We start from the raw sequence: 18021 nt of genomic DNA on the forward strand, positions 1-18021 counted from the left end.
GTGTCACGAGGGCACCGCGCCGGCGAGCGCGTCCTGCTCGTCGCCCGCCAGCAGGCGCTCCAGCACCCGCTGGCTGCGCAGCCCGTCGCCGAAGCACGCCAGTGCGCTGTCGGCGCTCCGCGCGGTGGCGGTGTCCTGCGCGGAGACCGCGTCGCGCCACTCCCGCAGCTGGTGCCGGAAGGTGTCACTCCACCCGGGCACCTCACCGGGCGGCGAGGCGAGTGTCTCCTCGCGGGCGAACGTGCCCTGTTCCCAGGTGACACGTGACTTCAGGAAGTACGTCGTGTCGTCCTTGGAGTGGTAGTACAGCTCCTTGCGGTCGCCGATGATCTTCAGTGAGAAGCCGAGCTCCTCCGGCAGCGAGGACTTGGAGGTGACCAGGTTGAAGAAGGTGCCGTTCTCCAGACGGCCGCTGACGAAGGCGTAGTCGTCGACCTGGACGTCCTGGCCCTCCTTCTGCGGCACGTTGACCTGGAGCTTGGTGCGGCAGCTCGTGCTGTCGACCGGGCTGTCGAAGAGCCGGTCGAGCATGTCCACCAGATGCACGCCCAGGTCGCCGAGGGAGCCGCTGGTGGAGCGGCCCAGGGCGCTGTCCCGCCAGGTGAAGCGGGAACGGGTCAGGGCGCTGCCGCGCCGGAAGCCGGCCTCCGCGAAGAGGATGGAGCCCAGCTCGCCGCTCCGCACCAGGTTCCTGATCTCGCCGATGGCCTCCAGATAGCGGTAGTTGAAGCCCATGGCGCACACCAGGCCGCTCTCCTCGGCCAGCGCGGTGACGCGCTCGGCCTCCGCGACCGTCGTCGTCATCGGCTTCTCGCACAGCACGTGCCGGCCGTGCCGGACGGCCTCCTCGGCGTAGTCGGCGTGCGTGTGGTTGGGCGAGGCGATGACGACCGCGTCGACATGCCGGTACAGCTCGGTCGTGGAGGAGAAGACGGGGCAGCCGAAGCGCTCGGCCAGCTCCGCCGCCTTCTCGGGCAGCACGTCGTACACGCCGGCCGCTACGACGCCGGGGACGGTCTCGGCGGCGCGCAGGTGGGCGAGGGCGATGCCGCCGGCGCCGATGATTCCTATCTGCATGGTCTGCCTCTTTCAGGGACGTCCCTCCGGCCCGGACGCACCGGACCGGTGGGAGCGGTTCAGTGGCCGAGGTGGTGACGGAAGGCGGCGAGGAGGGCCTGGGCGTGCGGGTGCGGCGACACCCGCGCGAAGCGGCTCCTGGCCTCGGGCGTGCAGTTGGCGACGAGGTAGCCGTGGCGCACGGCGCCCAGCATCTCCAGGTCGTTGCCGCTGTCGCCGAACGCGAGGGTCCGCTCAGGTGCGACGCCGAAGCGGGCACACAGATGCCGGACGACGTTGCGCTTGCCGCACACCGGCGGGAGGAAGTCGACGTCGTAGCAGTCGGCGGGGTCCCCGGTGGCGGGGTTGCAGCGGCTGATGTTGAGCCCGAGGCCGTGCTCGTGGGCGAGGTCGCGCACGAGGCCGAGGCTCCGCTCGTCGCGCCGCGGGTCGCCGAGGGAGCGGAAGTAGTAGTTGACCAGGAACTCGGTGGAGTTCCCGGTGTGCGGGTCGTGCTGCGGGAACAGCTCGACCCCGTGCCCGGCGAGACGCTCCACGGCCGTCTCCACCCGGCCCCGGTCGAACCCGCTGTCCCGCAGCAGCTGCCGCCACTCGGGGTCGGGACGGGCGACGCCGTCGGGGAAGAACGTCAGCTCGGTGCCGAGCGCGCCGGCCACGAAGTGCGGCAGGACGCGGGCGCCGCAGCGCGCCATCTTCTCCCGTACGGAGACCAGCGAGCTGCCGGTCACCCAGCCGAACAGCAGGCCGTGCTCCACGGCCTCGGTCAGCAGGAACTCCTCCAACGCGGTGAGGTGGGCGCGTTGTCCGGAGGTCGCGGCATGGGCCAGGTAGGTCTCGTCGAAGTCGGAGAACGCGGCCCAGCCCACCGGGTCCGGCAGGCGCAGATGGGGCTGCGGACCGAGGTCCGGGCCGCCGCCGGCCTCGAACGGCAGGGTGTCGGTCATGCCGCCGCCCGGCGCGTCGCCGCGTACAGGGCCTCGACCACGCGGTCCTGCTCTCCGAGGGACAGACCCGCGTGCAACGGCAGATGCAGCACCCGGTCGTGCAGCCACTCGGTCCGCGGCAGATGCGCCTGCCCGAAGAACCGCTCGCGCACCGGAGTCTCCTGCCGGTGCGTCAGGACGGGGTAGTAGACGTCCGTTTCCACCTGGCTCGTCCGCGCCAGGCGCTCCAGCAGCGTGTCACGGGCCTCCGCACCGCCGGCCGTGAGGACGGGGAACAGGTGCCAGGAGTGGTCGGGAGCGAAGGAGGGCGTCTCGATCACGCCCTCCTCGGCCAGCGGCCGCAGCGCCTCGACGTAGCGCCGGGCGAGATACGTACGCCGCAGCCCGCGCAGACTCGTCCAGGGCAGCAGCGCCAGGCCGATCGCGGCCATGGTGTTGTCGATGCGCGCGTTGAGCCCGAACGCCTCGCACTTGACGTTCTTCCGGCCCGGCGCGAAGCCGTGGTAGCCGAGCACCCGGCAGCGCTCGGCGATCTCGGCCGAGTCGGTGACCACGGCACCGGCCTTCCCGCACAGCCCGACGTTCTTGTACGGGTTGAAGCTGAGGGCCGCCGCGTCGGAGTACCGCCCGACACCGGTCACCCCGATCGCCTGGCAGGCGTCCTCGACGATCCGCAGCCTGTGCCGGTCGGCGACGGCCCGCAGTCCGGCCATGTCGGCGAGCTTGCCGTACAGATGGACGGGGAGCAGCGCCACGGTGCGCGGGGTGATCCGCTCCGCCACCGAATCCGGGTCCAGATTGCCGTCCGGCGTGGTCACATCGGCGAGGACGGGTACGGCACCGCAGGCGAACACCGCGTTCTCGGTGGCGGCGAAGCTGTTGGCCGGCAGGATCACCTCGTCGCCCGGCTCGACGCCCACGGCGCGCAGGGCGATGGCGAGCGCGTCCGTCCCGCTGCCGGTCGCGACGGCGCAGGACAGCCCGGCGTAGTCGGCGACGGCGTCCTCGAAGGCCGTGACGGCGGGACCGCTCGTGAACTCGCAGCTCTCCAGCACCCGTGTGAAGGCGTCGGCAGCGGCGCTCTTCTCCCGCGGTGACAGGAGCCGTTCCTTCGGCAGGAAGGGGACGTTCGAGGCCGGCGACGGCTCGGGGAAGAGCGAGGCGACGAACGCGTCGGGATGCCCTGGAGCGGAGTTCCACGACGAGAGGGTCCGCGCCAGCTCCCGGTTGGCGAGGGTGTCCCGTAAGGACTGGGCCACCCTCATGCCCCGGGCGAGGTCCTCGGCCACCCGGTGCAGGCCGCGGCTGTCGCCGAGGAGGAGGGAGCCGGTGAGCGTGCCGGGCTCGGCGGTGGAGACGGTCATGCGTACTCCTTGCGTTCGAATAGCGGGGAAAATCCTGCGCGAACGCGCGCATGGGTATGGAATGCGAATTGATTGATGGGCCGAATAGCACTCGGATGCATTCCGTGGGGAATGCGTGAGTGGCTTACGTCGGCGATGCTGTCAGCGGTCGACAAGACGCGTCAACCGGCAGCTTTTTGCCGCAAGCCTCGTATGCCACTCCCGCTCTTGTTACGGTGGGTTTCCCAGGCGATACGCAGAGGGAGTGTTTCCGAGCGGTGTCACGTCATGTCCAGTCTGTTTCCTCGCTGCCCGATCTGCTGCGCGCCTGGCGCGTCGACGCGGGAAACAAAATGAACAGAGGAAGACCGTTACCTCAAAAAGAGGTTGCGGACCGGATGAGCGTCAGCGAGCGCTGGTATCGGAATCTCGAAACCGGGCTGCACGCCCCGCTTTCCGGCGAAATACTCGAGCGCCTTTCCCGGGCCCTGCTGCTCGGCCCCGACGAACGCATGGCTCTGTACGGGCACGCCCTCGGTGGTGCCGGCGGGCAGCCGGCCGGGAACGCCGGGACCGCCGGGAACGACGCCCCGGACGACGCCACCGACGCCCTCGCCGAACTCGCCTCGGCGCAGAGCGACTTCCCCACCTACCTCACCGACCAGGCGTGGAACCTCCTCGACCACAACGCGGCCATGGCCCGCTGGTTCCCCTGGGTCCTGGAGCCCGGTGCCAACCTGATGCGCTGGGCGCTGACCACGACCGCGGCCCGCGAGCAGATCGTGGACTGGCCCCGGCACGCCGCGCAGTACCTCGCGCTGCTGCGTTTCGCGCTGGTGACGCGCCCCGACGACGCCGGCCTCGGCGCGCTGCGCGACGCCGTCCTCGACGATCGTGTGTGCCGCGACCTCTGGGACCGGAGCCCCAAGGTCCTCGCCTACCGGCACGGCCACCGCTACGAACTGCGCCTGCCCCACGTCTGTCCGGAGACCTTCACCGTCACCTCGCAGGTGCTGCTTCCCGCGTACCGGCAGGAGCTTCGCTATGTCCTGCTGCTGCCCGTGGATCGGTGACGCGGTGAACGCTGCCGTCGGGGCGTGCGTATGTGTCGGCAACCGCCCGCGGCGCGGGGAAGGCGGGTCGCGGGGCCGACGTGAGGAACAGGCGATGAACGACCGAGTTACTCCCGCGATGCACGCCCTGCCCGACGGCGAGGCGGAGCTCACGCTGGTGGTGCGGCTGCCCTGGGAGGACGTGGCCCGCCTCGGCCAGGAGGCCGGGCGGCTGGCCTCCCAGATGCGGCGGCCCGTGACGCTGGAGGAGGCGGTGAGTCATCGGCTGCGGTCGACCCGTGTGGCCTCGCACGCCAAGCCGGCGGGGGAGCAGCCGCCGGCGGTGACGGCTGCTTCGGCGTCGGTGTCCTCATTGCCGTCGCGGCCGCCGGCGGAGCAGGCGCGGCAGGCCATTGACCGGATCAACGGGACTGCTGGGACTGCGTAGGGGATTCGCCGTGGGGGTGCGGGTGCGCGGCCGGGTGCGGGCCCGTTGTGGCTGTTCGCGCAGTTCCCCGCGCCCCTGAAAGGCCCCTTAGAAGGAACCGCGTGTCTTCGCCGCCGCCTTGCGGGCCGCCACCAGGATCGGGTCCCAGACGGGGGAGAAGGGTGGGGCGTAGCCGAGGTCAAGGGTCGTCATCTGTTCCGCCGTCATGCCCGCCGTGAGGGCGACCGCCGCGGTGTCGACGCGTTTGCCCGCGCCCTCCCTGCCCACGATCTGGACGCCGAGGAGGCGGCCCGTGCGGTGTTCGGCGAGCATCTTGACCGTCATGGGGGAGGAGTTCGGGTAGTAGCCGGCGCGGCTGGTCGACTCGATGGTGACCGTCTCGAAGCGCAGGCCCACGCGGTGGGCGTCCTTCTCGCGCAGTCCCGTGCGCGCGATCTCCAGGTCGCAGACCTTGCTGACGGCCGTGCCGACCACGCCGGGGAAGGTGGCGTAGCCGCCGCCGGCGTTGGTGCCGATGACCTGGCCGTGCTTGTTGGCGTGGGTGCCGAGCGGGATGTGCCGTTGCTGGCCGGAGACCAGGTCGAGGACCTCGACGCAGTCGCCGCCGGCCCAGATGTTCTCGTACCCGCGCACCCGCATCGAACGGTCCGTGAGAAGACCCCGGTGCGTGCCGAGCGGGAGACCGGCCGCCCGCGCGAGCGTCGTCTCGGGGCGTACGCCGATGCCGAGCACGACGACGTCCGCCGGGAAGTCGCGGTCCTTCGTGGCCACCGCGCGTGCCCGGCCGTCGTCACCCGTGAGGATGCCGGTGACCTCGGCGTCGTTCACCATCGTGATGCCCAGGCCCTCCATGGCCTCGTGCACCAGGCGGCCCATGTCGGGGTCGAGGGTCGACATGGGCTCGCTGCCGCGGTTGACGACCGTCACCTCGTAGCCGCGGTTGATGAGCGCCTCGGCCATCTCCACGCCGATGTAGCCGGCCCCCACGACCACCGCGCGACGGCCACGCGTGCGTGCCAGCGTGTCGAGCAGCGCCTGGCCGTCGTCCAGCGTCTGCACCCCGTGCACCCCGGGCGCGTCCACCCCGGGCAGGTCGGGCCGGATAGGCCGGGCGCCGGTCGCGATCACGAGCTTGTCGTACGACGTCCAGGACTCGGCGCCGGAGTCGACGTCACGCGCGCGTACCCGCTGCCCTTCGGGGTCGAGTTCCATGACCTCGGTGCGCAGCCGCAGATCGATGTCCCGCGCGCGGTGCTCCTCGGGGGTGCGGGCGATGAGCCGGTCCCGGTCCGGGACGTCGCCGCCCACCCAGTAGGGGATGCCGCACGCCGAGTACGACGTGAAGGTGCCGCGCTCGAACGCCACGATCTCCAGCTCGTCGGGCTTGTTCAGACGGCGTGCCTGCGACGCCGCGGACATCCCCGCGGCGTCGCCGCCGATCACGACCAGTCGCTCCCGTGTACCCCGCGTACGGCTCATGCTCATGCGAACACGCTACGGGAGCAGGGCATTTCAGTCCTGCTCGCCGGGCGTGCGCGGGTGCGCGGACTCCGGGGCCGGCCGGGCCGTCGGCAGCGGGCCCAGCGCGCTCGTGGCGGGCGCGGGCCGCGGGCGGCGCGGAAGGCGGGGGCGGACGACACGCAGCCACAGCAGCGTGATCAGGGCCGCCACCGCGGCGAACGGCAGGACCGCGCCGAGGGCCACCGCGAGCCAGCGCAGCATCGTCACGAACGCGTTCCAGCCGCCCGCGAGCGCGTCCACGAAGCCCGGGTCGTCGTCCTTGGCCTCCTTCTTCTTCACCGGGGTCTCCGACAGCGAGAGGGTGATGGTGGCCAGGCTCGTGCGGTCCTTCAGGGACGTCTGCCGGGCGAGCAGCGCCTCCAGGTCGGCCTGGCGGGTGCTCAGCTCGCCCTCCAGGGTCACCACGTCGCTGAGCTTGGTGGCCTGGTCCATCAGCTCGCGGATCCGGGCCACGCTGGCGCGCTGCGACTTGATCCGGCTCTCCACGTCCACGACCTGATCGGTGACGTCCTCCGCCTTGGCGCTGCGGTCGAGGAGTTTCCCGGCGCCCTCCAGCTCGGCGAGGACCTCGTCGTACTTCTCGACGGGCACGCGCAGCACGACCCGGGTCCGCTCGTGGCCCTGCTCGTCCCGGGTGGTGGTCTCGTTGCCGACGTAGCCGCCCGCGTTCTCGGTGCCGGTGCGGGCCGCCTCCAGGGCCTTCGGCACGTCCTTGACCTGAACGGTCAGCGAGGCCGTGCGGATGATGTGGGCCGCGGTGAGCTTCGGCGGGGCGGTCGCCCGGGCTCCGCTTCCGGCGCCGCCGGGGGCGGCCTCCTGCGCGCCGGCCTTGCCGTCCGCCCGGGAGGCGGCGCCGTTGTCGGCGGCCGTGCTCCCGCCGGAGTCGTCGCCCGCGCCGCTGCATCCGGTGAGGGCGAGTGCCGCGGCCAGCAGGACGGCGGCCAGAGTCGGGGCGGGGTGGCGTGCGGGTCGTCGTGTGCGCATGTGGGCTTCCCCCGGGGGTTCGATTCCGCTGACGCTACTTCGACGCCCGGAGGGCGCCGGACGTTTGGCCCGGGACGGTTCCGATGCGGTCACGGTCGGGACTCGTGCGGGACACCGGGGCACGGCGGCACTGTCAGTGGGGTCTGAGAGGCTGGAGGCATGCGCGAAGTTCAAGCCCGTGCGGGCACGGGGCAGGTCATCGTCATCGGGGCCGGCATCGCGGGCCTGGCCGCGGCGCACCGCCTGCTGGAGCGCGGGGCGCGGGTGACCGTGCTGGAGGCCTCCGACCGGGTCGGCGGCAAGCTGCTGCCCGGCGAGATCGCGGGCGCGCGCGTGGACCTCGGCGCCGAGTCGATGCTGGCCCGCCGCCCCGAGGCGGTGGCGCTCGCCCGCGAGGTGGGCCTCACCGACCGGCTCCAGCCCCCGGCCACCGCCACGGCCTCGATCTGGACCCGGGGCGCACTGCGCCCGATGCCCAAGGGGCATGTGATGGGCGTCCCCGGCACCGCCGCCGCCCTGTCCGGACTGCTGTCCGACGAGGGCCTCGCCCGCATCGAGCGCGACGCCGAGCTGCCCCGCACCGAGGTCGGGGACGACGTGGCCGTCGGGGAGTACGTGGCGGAGCGACTGGGCCGCGAGGTCGTCGACCGCTTGGTGGAGCCCCTGCTGGGCGGCGTGTACGCGGGCGACGCGTACCGCATCTCGATGCGCTCGGCCGTCCCCCAGCTCTTCCAGGCCGCCCGCGGCCACACCTCCCTGACCGAGGGGGTCCGCGAGATCCAGGCGAAGGCGGCCGCCGCCCAGCAGACCGGCCCGGTGTTCATGGGCCTTCAGGGCGGTGTGGGCGCCCTGCCCCTCGCGGTGGCCGACTCGGTCCGGGCCCGCGGCGGCGAGATCCTGACCCGGACGCCGGTGACGGAGCTGCGCCGCACCCCGGCGGACGGCGGATGGCGGGTCGTCTCCGGCGTGCACGTCTGGCACGCGGACGCGGTGGTCGTCGCCGTCCCCGCCCCGGCAGCCGCCGGCCTCCTGCGCACCGAGAGCCCCGGGGCCGCCGCCGAGCTCGGCGCCGTCGAGTACGCCTCCATGGCCCTGGTCACCCTCGCCTACCGCCGCGCCGAGGCGGCCCTGCCCGACGGCAGCGGATTCCTGGTGCCGCCGGTCGACGGACGCACCATCAAGGCCTCGACCTTCGCCTCGCGCAAATGGGGCTGGATCGCCGAGGAGAACCCCGGCCTGCTCGTCCTGCGCACCTCCGTCGGGCGGTACGGCGAGACGGAGATCCTCCAGCGCGACGACACCGAGCTCGTGGACGTCTCCCGGCACGACCTGAAGGCGGCGACCGGCCTGGACGCCACACCCGTCGCCACCCGCGTCACCCGCTGGGACGACGGCCTGCCCCAATACCCGGTCGGCCACCACGCGCGCGTGGCCCGCGTCCGCGAGCAGATCGCCGGACTGCCCGGGCTCGCCGTGTGCGGCGCCCCGTACGACGGCGTCGGCATCCCGGCGTGCATCGCGAGCGCGTACGCCGCCGTCGACCGGATCCAGGGTGACCTGCGGGGTGTGCAGGAGCTCACCGCCCACCCGGTGCAGAGCCTGCACGGCGGAGCAGGAGAATGAGGACATGAGCAACGACGCCTCCACCCCCGAGACCGGCAGGACCCCGAACAAGGGCAAGCTGGCCAAGGACCTCAACGAGGTCATCCGCTACACGCTCTGGTCCGTCTTCAAGCTGAAGGACGTCCTCCCCGAGGACCGCGCCGGGTACGCCGACGAGGTCCAGGAGCTGTTCGACCAGCTCGCCGCGAAGGACGTGACGATCCGCGGCACGTACGACGTCTCGGGCCTGCGCGCCGACGCCGACCTCATGATCTGGTGGCACGCGGAGACCAGCGACGCGCTGCAGGAGGCGTACAACCTCTTCCGCCGTACGAGGCTGGGCCGGGCGCTCACGCCGGTGTGGTCGAACATGGCGCTGCACCGCCCCGCCGAGTTCAACCGCTCGCACATCCCGGCGTTCCTCGCCGACGAGACGCCCCGCGACTACGTGAGCGTCTACCCCTTCGTGCGCTCCTACGACTGGTACCTGCTGCCCGACGAGGACCGCCGCCGCATGCTCGCCGACCACGGCAAGATGGCCCGTGGCTACCCGGACGTGCGCGCCAACACCGTCGCCTCGTTCTCCCTCGGCGACTACGAGTGGCTCCTCGCCTTCGAGGCCGACGAGCTGTACCGCATCGTCGACCTCATGCGTCACCTGCGCGCCTCCGAGGCCCGCATGCACGTCCGCGAGGAGGTCCCGTTCTTCACGGGCCGCCGCAGGGACGTCGCCGAACTGGTCGCCGGTCTGGCCTGATCAGCGCAGCCCTCGCTCGGCCCCGGGCTTCTCCGGGGCCGCCGACTGCGGCTCGGGCTCGGCGTGCGGTGCGCACTGCGTGCGCCGCCCCGGCAGCCGGCCCTCCAGCAGATACGCCTCCAGGTGGCCGTTGACGCAGGCGTTCGGGCCGCCGGCCAGGCCGTGCGCGCCCGCGTTCCGCTCCGTCACCAGGACCGAGCCCGCGAGGCGGCGGCGGAGTTCCAGGGCGCCGTCGTACGGCGTGGCGGCGTCCCGCTCGGCGGCCAGGATCAGCGTCGGCGGGAGCTCGCCCGGCGCGGTTCCGACGTCGAGCGGCCGCTGCCGTGGCCCCCGCCAGTAGGCGCACGGCAGGTTCGTCCACACGTTGTCCCAGGTCTCGAACGGCGCCGTCCGCGCGAGCCGGGTGTTGTCCCGGTCCCACACCCTCCAGTCCGTCGGCCAGGGGGCGTCGTTGCACTCGACGGCCAGGTACACCGCGCGGGTGTTCTCCGCCTCGGCGGCCGCTTCCGGATACCGGCTCGCCTGCTCGACCAGCGGCTTGGGATCGCCCTTGAGATACGCCGAGAGCGCGTGCGCGAGGAGCGGCCACTGGTCGTCGTAGTACCCGGCCTGCAGGAATGCCTCCTGCAACTGCCCCGGCCCGACCTTCCCGCCGGCGGGCTCGGCGGCCAGCCGCGCGCTCGCCCGCTCGTAGCCGCGCCGCACCTCCCGCGCGGTCCGGCCCAGCCCGTACACGCCGTCGTGCCGGGCGATCCACCTCCGGAAGTCCCGCCAGCGGCCCTCGAACGCCGCCGACTGGGCGAGGTTGTTGCGGTACCAGATCTCCGCCGGGTCGGGATCGACCACCGAGTCGAACACCATCCGCCGTACGTGCGCGGGGAACAGCATCGCGTACAGGGCCCCGAGGTAGGTGCCGTACGACGAGCCCAGGAACGTCAGCCGCGTCTCGCCGAGCGCGGCGCGCAGTACGTCCAGGTCGCGGGCGTTGTTCAGCGAGTGGTAGTGCCGCAGTGTGCCGCCGGCCCGCTCGGCGCAGCCGTGCGCGTACGCCTTCGCCTGCGCGATGCGTTCCTTCTTGAACGCCGCCGAGGGGTGTGTCTGCGCCTGTGTGGGCGCCTTGAAGAACCGCTCGGGGTCCTGGCAGGACAGGGGCGCGGAACGGCCGACGCCGCGCGGGGCGTAGCCGATGAGGTCGTAGGCGGCCGCGATCCTCTTCCACTCGGGGAGCAGCCCGACGATCGGGAAGTACAGGCCGGTGGCTCCGGGCCCGCCGGGGTTGTAGACCAGGGCGCCCTGCCGGCGGACCTTGTGCTTGCTGTTGTGCGGGTCCTTTTGCGTGGCCCGGGTCCGGCTGACGGCGAGTCGGATCTGCCGGCCGTTCGGTTGGGCGTAGTCCAGCGGGACGGTCACCGTGCCGCACCGCATGCTGCCCGGCAGGTCCTGCGCGTCGTCGCACGGGCCGAACCGGACACCGGCCGCCTTCGCGCGCGCGGCGGCCACCGCGGTGCCGTGCGCCTCGGGCGCCGCGGACCGGCCCTCGGTGGCCGGGGCCGCGGTCAGGGCGCTCAACAGCAAGGACCCTGCGGCCGAGTAGAGGAGGGCGGCTCTCATCGCGTATCCCTTCGATGCACGGTGGCGACAAAAGGGATGTTTGGTGCGGTGATTGAGGAAGGCAAGCACCGTACGCCGGTGTCGGCGTCAATGCTCCCGTGCGCCCCCGGCCCGTCAGTCGTGTGCCTCGCGGTGTGCGAAGGCGGCGCGCAGCTCCGGTTCGCCGATCGCGCGGACCCCGCGTACGGCCACGGAGGTGAGGTACGTACGGTCGTCGGCGGCGCCGTCCGCGTTCCGGGCCAGTGCGCCGAGCAGCCGCTGCCCCGCCGGGGAGGCCCAGTGCGAGTACGGGTGGATCTCGACCCGCGCGACGGCCAGGCAGCTCAGGGTCAGGGCGAGCGGCAGCGCGAACCACAGGGCGGCCAGGTGACGCGGCATGTCCGGCGGGGCGGGCGTCAGTAGCGCGGCGACGCCGAGGCCGAGCACGGCGACCGCCGCCGCGCGCACCTGCCGGACCCCCGCCGCGACCGTCGTACGGGCGCTGTCGGGCACCGCGAGGCCCGCGCGCACCAGCCCGTCGGCGATCCCGCGCACCGCGTCCGCGGTGGCGGCTGTGGCCCGCACCGGCGCGATCCGGGACTGGCCCTCGGGGCCGATGGCCCCTATCACCGACCGCTCCATCGCGTCCCGTCCGCGCGGATCGACGACCGTCGCCCAGCCCGTGTGGGCCAGCAGCAGGCGCCGCTGACGCGCCATGGCGACGAGGGTCACGTCGGCGACCCGCCGGGGTCCGCCGGAGAGGAACGCGGCCTCGTACAGGGTGAGTTCATGGACCCGGCCGGTGTCCGTGTCGCCGGCCGCGGCACGCACAGCGGCCAGGCACAGCCGCGTGCACGCCGTGCCCGCCACGGCCCAGGCCGCCAGCAGGAAAAAAGCCCAGAGCATATGTTGTTTGTATGTGACACGGTCCCGAAAGCACCATGCCTCGTTCACCATCCGGACAGAGTGTTGTCGGTATGTGACGTTCCGTTTCACTGCCCCGGCGGTGGACGGAAGGCGGGCGGCGGGAGCGTCTCGGACGGGGCCGCGGTCGGTGCGGGGGCCGGGGGAGTGCCGCCGGTGGCCATGTCGCGGGCCACGGTGTCGTAGTCGACGTCGCCCGTCGCCTCCAGGGCCTTGATGTGGTCGAGGACCGTCGTGGTGGCGTCATCGGCGAGGGCCCGCACCAGGGAGTTGCGGGTGCTCGCGCGGACCTGGGCGACGACCGGGAACACCTGGCCCTGGGACAGCCGCAGGACGGTGGCGAACTGCCGGTCGTACTCCGCGCCCCGCGCCTCGTCCAGGGTGGCCAGCCACTGCTTCTGCTGGTCGCCGGGCGTGTCCGGCAGGGTGAGGTTCAGCTGGGCCGCGGCACCGCGGACCCGCTCGTCGAGGAACCGGTGCCCCTCGACGAGATGCCGGCCGGCCGCCCGCACGGCCGGGGTGGTCCCCTTCGTCCGCGCCTGCCGCCCGGCGGCCGGCTCCCACAGCGCGGCCAGCCGGGCCTTGACGAGGAAGTCCCGGTCGAGGGCGGACAGCGGGCCGTAGCTCGTCCGCAGCGTCTGCGCGCTCGGCACGTCCGGCGCCGTCCCCGGCCGGCCGGTGTACGGCCAGAGCGAGAAGACCAGCGCGGCGAGCGTCGCCGCGAGGCACGTGACGATGAGCCCCGTGCCGCTGACGATGCCTCGGCCCTTGACGGGGGGTCGGGGTCGCATGGTGGTGCCTCCTGGTACGGCACCGCACGCTAGTGCGCTTCGGGTGCGGAATCGCCATGGTACGGCGGGGTCTACGTCAACTGCCGTACACGGGCGAATGGTTGCAACCGGGACAGGGTGGGGCGATCGGGGGAGGTGCGTCGAGGGGCCTATCTGTGCAAACAGGCGCATACCGACTCGTGGGTCCTGGCGGCCACGACCCGGGTGTTAGTCCCGGCACACTCGGGCGCGCACGCCCGGACCCGGGCTACTAGCCCACCCGGGTCCTCTGGGCCGCCCGGACGCCGTCGCGGCGGTGTGCCCCGTGGCCGCCGACCTCCCGATGGGCCATGTTGCTGACCGTCGAGCCGATCGGCACCGGCCGGATGCGAAGGAGGCCCCGCGGTGGGTGAGCTGTACATCGACGGCGAGTGGACACAGGCCACGGCCGGTGGACGGCGGGAGGTGGTCAACCCCTACGACGCCTCGGTCGTCACCACCGTCGACGAGGCCGACGCCGGTGACGTGGACCGCGCCGTACGCGCCGCCCGGCGCGCCTTCGCCGAGGAGGACTGGGCGAACGCCCCCTCCCGCCGCCGCGCCGACCTGCTGATGCGCGTGCACGACCTGCTGCTGCGCGACCGGGAGGACATCGCCCGCACCGAGACGCTCGACACCGGGAAGACGCTGACCGAGGCCCGTATCGACGTGGAGGACGTGGCCAACGCCTTCCGCTACTTCGCCGAACTCGCGGGCAAGGACGGCGGCCGGGTCGTGGACGTCGGCCCGAACGTCCTCAGCCGCGTCGTCTACCAGCCGATCGGCGTGTGCGCGCTCATCGCCCCCTGGAACTACCCGCTGCTCCAGGCCTCCTGGAAGGTGGCCCCGGCGCTGGCCGCGGGCAACACCTTCGTCCTCAAGCCCAGCGAGATCACACCGCTCACCACGATCGCCATGATCCGGCTCATCGAGGAGGCCGGCGCCCCGCCCGGCGTCGCCAACCTGGTGCTGGGCTCCGGGGCGACCGTAGGCGCGGCCCTGACCAGCCACCCCGACGTGGACCTGGTGTCCTTCACCGGCGGCCTCAACACCGGACGGTCCATCATGGCCAGCGCCGCCGAGGGGCCGAGGAACATCGCGCTGGAACTGGGCGGCAAGAACCCCAACATCGTCTTCGCGGACGCCGACTTCGACGCCGCCGTGGACTACGCGCTGGACGCCGCCTTCCTGCACTCGGGGCAGGTCTGCTCGGCCGGTTCGCGCCTGCTGGTCGAGGACTCGCTGCACGACCGGTTCGTCGAGGCCTACGCCGACCGCGCGCGGGCGATCCGGCTCGGCAGCGGCCTGGAGGAGGGCACCGAGAGCGGCCCGCTCAGCTCCGCCGAGCACCGCGAGAAGGTCGAGGGCTACATCGCCATCGGCCGGGAGGAGGGCGCCCGGCTCGTCACCGGCGGCACCCGCCCCGACGACCCCGCCCTGAGCCGCGGCTTCTTCCTGCTGCCGACGATCTTCGCCGACTGCGACCGGTCCATGCGCATCGTCCAGGAGGAGATCTTCGGCCCGGTGGTCACCGTCGAGCGCTTCCGCACCGAAGACGAGGCGGTGGCACTGGGCAACGACACCCGCTACGGCCTGGCCGGCGGCGTGTGGACCTCCGACGCGAGCCGCGCCCAGCGCGTCGCGCAGCGGCTGCGGCACGGCACCGTGTGGATCAACGACTTCCACCCCTATGTGCCGCAGGCCGAGTGGGGCGGCTTCGGCCGCTCCGGCGTCGGGCGGGAACTCGGCCCCACCGGGCTGCGCGAGTACCAGGAGGCCAAGCACATCTACCAGAACCTCGCCCCCGCTCCCTCCGGCTGGTTCAAGGGCTGACCTTCCGGCAGCACAGCGCCCGCCCGTGGCGCGACGACCACCGAAGACCGGCCGCACGCCCGCCCGTGGCGCGAAGGCCACCGAAGAAAGGCACCGCATGGCCCCCACCACCGCGCACGGCGCCGAGTCCGCCTACGACTACGTCATCGTCGGCGGCGGCACCGCCGGCTGCGTGCTCGCCGCCCGTCTGAGCGAGGACCCCGACTGCCGCGTCTGCGTCATCGAGGGCGGCCCCAGCGATGTCGGCGACGAGCGCATCCTGCGCCTGCGCAACTGGATCAACCTGCTCGACTCGGAGTACGACTACGGCTACACCACGGTCGAACAGCCGCGTGGCAACTCCCACATCCTGCACTCACGGGCCCGCGTGCTCGGCGGCTGCTCCTCCCACAACACGCTGATCAGCTTCCTGCCGCTGCCGCAGGACCTCGACGACTGGGTGGCCCGGGGCTGCCCCGGCTGGGACCCGGCCACGATCCTCCCCTACCGGGACCGGCTGCGCACACACATCGTCCCGGTGGCCGAGGCCGACCGCAATCCCATCGCCAAGGACTTCGTCACCGCGGCCACCCGCGCCCTCGGCGTCCCCGTCGTCGACGACTTCAACGCCGAACCCTTCGCGGACGGCGCCGGCTTCTTCTCGCTGGCCTACGAGCCGGAGGGCAATCTGCGCTCCTCCGCGTCCGTCGCCTACCTCCACCCGATCATGGACCGGCCCAACCTCACGCTCCTCCTGGAGACCTGGGCGCACCGGCTGCTCACCGACGACGCGGGGCGGCTGACCCGGGTCGCCGTCCGTGGCGCCGACGGGCAACCCGCCACCGTGCGCGCCGAACGTGAACTCCTGCTGTGCGCCGGAGCCATCGACACCCCGCGTCTGCTGATGCTCTCCGGCATCGGCCCGGCCGACGACCTGCGCAAGCTGGGCATCGACGTACGGGCCGACCTGCCCGGCGTCGGCGAGAACCTGCTGGACCACCCCGAGTCCGTGATCGTCTGGGAGACCGACGGCCCGCTGCCGCCCAACTCCGCGATGGACTCCGACGCCGGACTGTTCCTGCGCCGCGACAAGAGCGGGCCGCGCCCCGACCTGATGTTCCACTTCTACCAGGTGCCGTTCACCGTCAACACCGAACGACTGGGCTACCCCGTGCCGCAGCACGGGGTGTGCATGACGCCGAACGTGCCGCGGGCCCGGTCCACCGGCCGCATGTGGCTGCGCAGCGCCGACCCCGCCGAGCACCCCGCCCTGGACTTCCGGTACTTCACCGACCCGGAGGGGCACGACGAGCGCACCATCGTGGACGGTCTGAGGATCGCCCGCGAGGTCGCCGCCACCGCCCCGCTGCGCGACTGGCTCGTCCGCGAGGTCGCGCCCGGCCCGGACGTCGTCTCCGACGCCGACCTGTCGGAGTACGGCCGCCGCGTGGCACACACCGTCTACCACCCCGCGGGCACCTGCCGTATGGGCGCCCCGGACGATCCGCTGGCCGTCTGCGACCCCGAGTTGAGACTGCGCGGCTTCGAGGGCGTGCGGATCGTCGACGCGTCGGTGTTCCCGACCATGCCCACGATCAACCCCATGGTGACCGTCCTGCTCACCGCAGAACGCGCCGCCGACCTGATCAGCGGCCGCACGTCGGCCGCGGAACAGAGGGCCGGACAGTGACCGCCGCACAGCCTCCCGCACCGGCCGCCGGCACCCCGGGAGGGGAGCCCGGCTCGGAGTTCCGCAAGGACATGAGCCCCTGGGCCAACTTCGCCCTCGGCTTCACCTACCTCTCCCCGGTGGTAGGCACCTACACCCTCTTCGGCATCGCGATCGCCGACGGCGGACCGCCGATGATCTGGGCGTTCCTGGTCGCCGGCTGCGGCCAGTTCCTCGTCGCGCTGATCTTCGGCGAGATCGTCGCCCAGTACCCGATCGCGGGCGGCGTCTACCCCTGGGCCCGGCGGCTGTGGGGCACACGCTGGGCGTGGATGACCGGCTGGGTGTACATGTGGGCGCTGCTGGTGACCATCACCTCCGTCGCCTACGGCGCCGGCCCCTACATCGCCATCCTCTTCGGCTTCAGAGCCACCGTGCACACCACCGTGCTGTGCACCGCCGTGCTCATCGTCGTCGCCATCCTCATCAACTACATGGGCACCAAGGCACTGTCGACGGCGGCGCTCATCGGTTTCGCCGGCGAGCTCATCGGCGCCCTCGTCGTCGGCGTCTACCTGCTGTCCACCCACCGTCACCACGGCCTCGGCGTCATCTTCGACACCTACGGCGTCGAGGGAGACGGCTCCTACCTGCCGGCGTTCCTGGCAGCCGGCATCATCGGCCTCTACCAGTACTACGGCTTCGAGGCGTGCGGCGACACCGCCGAGGAGGTCGCCCACCCGGGCCGGGTCATCCCCCGCGCGATGCGCCGCACCATCTACATCGGCGGCTCGGCGGCCACGTTCACCTGCATGTCGCTGCTGCTGTCGGTCACGGACTTCAACGCGATCATCTCGGGCGAGCAGACCGACCCGGTGGTGGACGTGCTGTTCGACGCGATGGGCGAGACCGGGGCGCGGATGGTGATGGCCGTGGTGCTGATCTCCTTCCTGTCCTGCACGATCAGCCTCCAGGCCGCGGCCGGGCGGCTCATCTACTCCTACGCCCGTGACGAGATGATCGTCGGACACCGGCTGCTGCGGCGGTTCGTCCACGCCCGTGCGGTGCCGAGCTGGGCGCTGTTCGTGTCCGCGGCGGTGCCGCTGATCATCGCCTTCGCCTCACTGCTCTCCGAGGACGCCCTCACCAACATCGTCTCGTTCGCGATCCTCGGCATCTACGGCTCGTTCCAGATGGTGGTCCTGGCCGCGCTGCGCGCCCGGCTCAAGGGCTGGAAACCGGCGGGGGAGTTCACCCTGGGCGGCTGGGGCCTCACGGTGAACATCGCCGCGCTGGTCTACGGCATCCTCGCCATCATCAACATCTGCTGGGCCCGCTCCCCGGAGAAGTCCTGGTGGGAGAACTGGATCGTCCTGCTGTGCGGCGGCGTGGTGCTGGGGACGGGCCTGATCTACATGTTCACGACGCACCACTACGGCCGGGGCGAGGCTCCGGCGGGCGACGCGGTACCGCAGAAGCAGCTCTAGAG

General features: G+C 72.4%; 15 protein-coding genes. 7 read left to right on the plus strand and 8 right to left on the minus strand.

Going from position 1 to position 18021, the window contains the following annotated elements; all coding sequences use genetic code 11:
- Window positions 1-3 precede the first annotated feature (3 nt).
- Genes OHU35_RS32620 through OHU35_RS32630 form a run of 3 tightly spaced genes read right to left on the minus strand, consistent with a single transcriptional unit; the run spans window position 4 to window position 3385 of the window.
- Window positions 4-1077, minus strand: a complete 1074-nt coding sequence (locus OHU35_RS32620; RefSeq protein WP_189721641.1) for a Gfo/Idh/MocA family protein — start codon at window positions 1075-1077, stop codon at window positions 4-6.
- A 59-nt stretch (window positions 1078-1136) separates the two neighbouring features.
- Complete coding sequence (locus tag OHU35_RS32625) at window positions 1137-2021, minus strand: HAD-IIB family hydrolase (protein ID WP_405507837.1); 885 nt, start codon at window positions 2019-2021, stop codon at window positions 1137-1139.
- Complete coding sequence (locus tag OHU35_RS32630) at window positions 2018-3385, minus strand: DegT/DnrJ/EryC1/StrS family aminotransferase (RefSeq protein ID WP_405507839.1); 1368 nt, start codon at window positions 3383-3385, stop codon at window positions 2018-2020. Before OHU35_RS32630 ends, OHU35_RS32625 begins: the two co-directional genes overlap by 4 nt.
- 257 nt (window positions 3386-3642) lie before the next feature.
- Between OHU35_RS32630 and OHU35_RS32635 the strand changes: the two genes are divergently transcribed.
- Both OHU35_RS32635 and OHU35_RS32640 read left to right on the plus strand, forming a co-directional pair.
- Window positions 3643-4437: a helix-turn-helix domain-containing protein gene (locus tag OHU35_RS32635; protein ID WP_405507841.1), complete on the plus strand. Its 795-nt coding sequence runs from the start codon at window positions 3643-3645 to the stop codon at window positions 4435-4437.
- 94 nt (window positions 4438-4531) lie between these two features.
- Complete coding sequence (locus tag OHU35_RS32640) at window positions 4532-4864, plus strand: hypothetical protein (RefSeq protein ID WP_189721638.1); 333 nt, start codon at window positions 4532-4534, stop codon at window positions 4862-4864.
- Between the two features lie 87 nt (window positions 4865-4951).
- On the opposite strand, the gene OHU35_RS32645 is transcribed toward OHU35_RS32640, so the two are convergent.
- Together OHU35_RS32645 and OHU35_RS32650 are read right to left on the minus strand one after the other, a co-directional pair.
- On the minus strand, window positions 4952-6349 hold the full coding sequence (locus OHU35_RS32645) for an FAD-dependent oxidoreductase (protein WP_405507843.1): 1398 nt from the start codon (window positions 6347-6349) through the stop codon (window positions 4952-4954).
- A 27-nt stretch (window positions 6350-6376) separates the two neighbouring features.
- A complete protein-coding gene (locus tag OHU35_RS32650) occupies window positions 6377-7369 on the minus strand; it encodes a DUF4349 domain-containing protein (RefSeq protein ID WP_189721636.1) in 993 nt (330 codons plus the stop codon).
- Window positions 7370-7528: 159 nt separating this feature from the next.
- On the opposite strand from OHU35_RS32650, the gene hemG reads away from it, so the two are divergent.
- Both hemG and hemQ read left to right on the plus strand, forming a co-directional pair.
- Window positions 7529-8992 carry a protoporphyrinogen oxidase gene (gene hemG / locus OHU35_RS32655; RefSeq protein WP_405507846.1) on the plus strand — a complete coding sequence of 488 codons (1464 nt, stop codon included), beginning with the start codon at window positions 7529-7531 and terminating at the stop codon, window positions 8990-8992.
- A gap of 4 nt (window positions 8993-8996) precedes the next feature.
- The gene (gene hemQ / locus OHU35_RS32660; protein ID WP_189721634.1) at window positions 8997-9728 is read left to right on the plus strand and encodes a hydrogen peroxide-dependent heme synthase; all 732 of its coding nucleotides are present in this window, start codon (window positions 8997-8999) and stop codon (window positions 9726-9728) included.
- Here the strand turns inward: hemQ and OHU35_RS32665 are convergent, their stop codons facing one another.
- The 3 genes from OHU35_RS32665 to OHU35_RS32675 all read right to left on the minus strand — a co-directional run bounded on the left by OHU35_RS32665 (window position 9729) and on the right by OHU35_RS32675 (window position 13033).
- Window positions 9729-11339: an alpha/beta hydrolase gene (locus tag OHU35_RS32665; protein WP_405507847.1), complete on the minus strand. Its 1611-nt coding sequence runs from the start codon at window positions 11337-11339 to the stop codon at window positions 9729-9731.
- A gap of 114 nt (window positions 11340-11453) precedes the next feature.
- The gene (locus OHU35_RS32670; protein ID WP_189721632.1) at window positions 11454-12224 is read right to left on the minus strand and encodes a TIGR04222 domain-containing membrane protein; all 771 of its coding nucleotides are present in this window, start codon (window positions 12222-12224) and stop codon (window positions 11454-11456) included.
- Window positions 12225-12310: 86 nt separating this feature from the next.
- A complete protein-coding gene (locus OHU35_RS32675) occupies window positions 12311-13033 on the minus strand; it encodes a DUF4142 domain-containing protein (RefSeq protein ID WP_405507849.1) in 723 nt (240 codons plus the stop codon).
- Between the two features lie 384 nt (window positions 13034-13417).
- On the opposite strand from OHU35_RS32675, the gene OHU35_RS32680 reads away from it, so the two are divergent.
- The 3 genes from OHU35_RS32680 (at window position 13418) to OHU35_RS32690 (ending at window position 18019) form a co-directional block, all read left to right on the plus strand.
- Window positions 13418-14884 carry an aldehyde dehydrogenase family protein gene (locus tag OHU35_RS32680; RefSeq protein ID WP_405507851.1) on the plus strand — a complete coding sequence of 489 codons (1467 nt, stop codon included), beginning with the start codon at window positions 13418-13420 and terminating at the stop codon, window positions 14882-14884.
- Window positions 14885-14981: 97 nt separating this feature from the next.
- Entirely contained in the window at window positions 14982-16553 is a 1572-nt protein-coding gene (locus OHU35_RS32685; protein WP_359888588.1) for a GMC oxidoreductase, read from the plus strand.
- Window positions 16550-18019, plus strand: a complete 1470-nt coding sequence (locus OHU35_RS32690; RefSeq protein ID WP_359888586.1) for an amino acid permease — start codon at window positions 16550-16552, stop codon at window positions 18017-18019. The genes OHU35_RS32685 and OHU35_RS32690 overlap by 4 nt, the downstream gene beginning before the upstream one ends.
- Window positions 18020-18021: the final 2 nt, after the last annotated feature.

Source organism: Streptomyces purpurascens (assembly GCF_045040895.1).
GTDB lineage: Bacteria > Actinomycetota > Actinomycetes > Streptomycetales > Streptomycetaceae > Streptomyces > Streptomyces purpurascens.

What these genes read in the sequence shown, in the direction of transcription:
- OHU35_RS32620 (WP_189721641.1), bottom strand. Translation starts at nt 1,077, where the DNA reads ATGCAGATAGGAATCATCGGCGCCGGCGGCATCGCCCTCGCCCACCTG.
- OHU35_RS32625 (WP_405507837.1), bottom strand. Translation starts at nt 2,021, where the DNA reads ATGACCGACACCCTGCCGTTCGAGGCCGGCGGCGGCCCGGACCTCGGT.
- OHU35_RS32630 (WP_405507839.1), bottom strand. Translation starts at nt 3,385, where the DNA reads ATGACCGTCTCCACCGCCGAGCCCGGCACGCTCACCGGCTCCCTCCTC.
- OHU35_RS32640 (WP_189721638.1), top strand. Translation starts at nt 4,532, where the DNA reads ATGAACGACCGAGTTACTCCCGCGATGCACGCCCTGCCCGACGGCGAG.
- OHU35_RS32645 (WP_405507843.1), bottom strand. Translation starts at nt 6,349, where the DNA reads ATGAGCATGAGCCGTACGCGGGGTACACGGGAGCGACTGGTCGTGATC.
- OHU35_RS32650 (WP_189721636.1), bottom strand. Translation starts at nt 7,369, where the DNA reads ATGCGCACACGACGACCCGCACGCCACCCCGCCCCGACTCTGGCCGCC.
- hemG (WP_405507846.1), top strand. Translation starts at nt 7,529, where the DNA reads ATGCGCGAAGTTCAAGCCCGTGCGGGCACGGGGCAGGTCATCGTCATC.
- hemQ (WP_189721634.1), top strand. Translation starts at nt 8,997, where the DNA reads ATGAGCAACGACGCCTCCACCCCCGAGACCGGCAGGACCCCGAACAAG.
- OHU35_RS32665 (WP_405507847.1), bottom strand. Translation starts at nt 11,339, where the DNA reads ATGAGAGCCGCCCTCCTCTACTCGGCCGCAGGGTCCTTGCTGTTGAGC.
- OHU35_RS32670 (WP_189721632.1), bottom strand. Translation starts at nt 12,224, where the DNA reads ATGCTCTGGGCTTTTTTCCTGCTGGCGGCCTGGGCCGTGGCGGGCACG.
- OHU35_RS32675 (WP_405507849.1), bottom strand. Translation starts at nt 13,033, where the DNA reads ATGCGACCCCGACCCCCCGTCAAGGGCCGAGGCATCGTCAGCGGCACG.
- OHU35_RS32685 (WP_359888588.1), top strand. Translation starts at nt 14,982, where the DNA reads ATGGCCCCCACCACCGCGCACGGCGCCGAGTCCGCCTACGACTACGTC.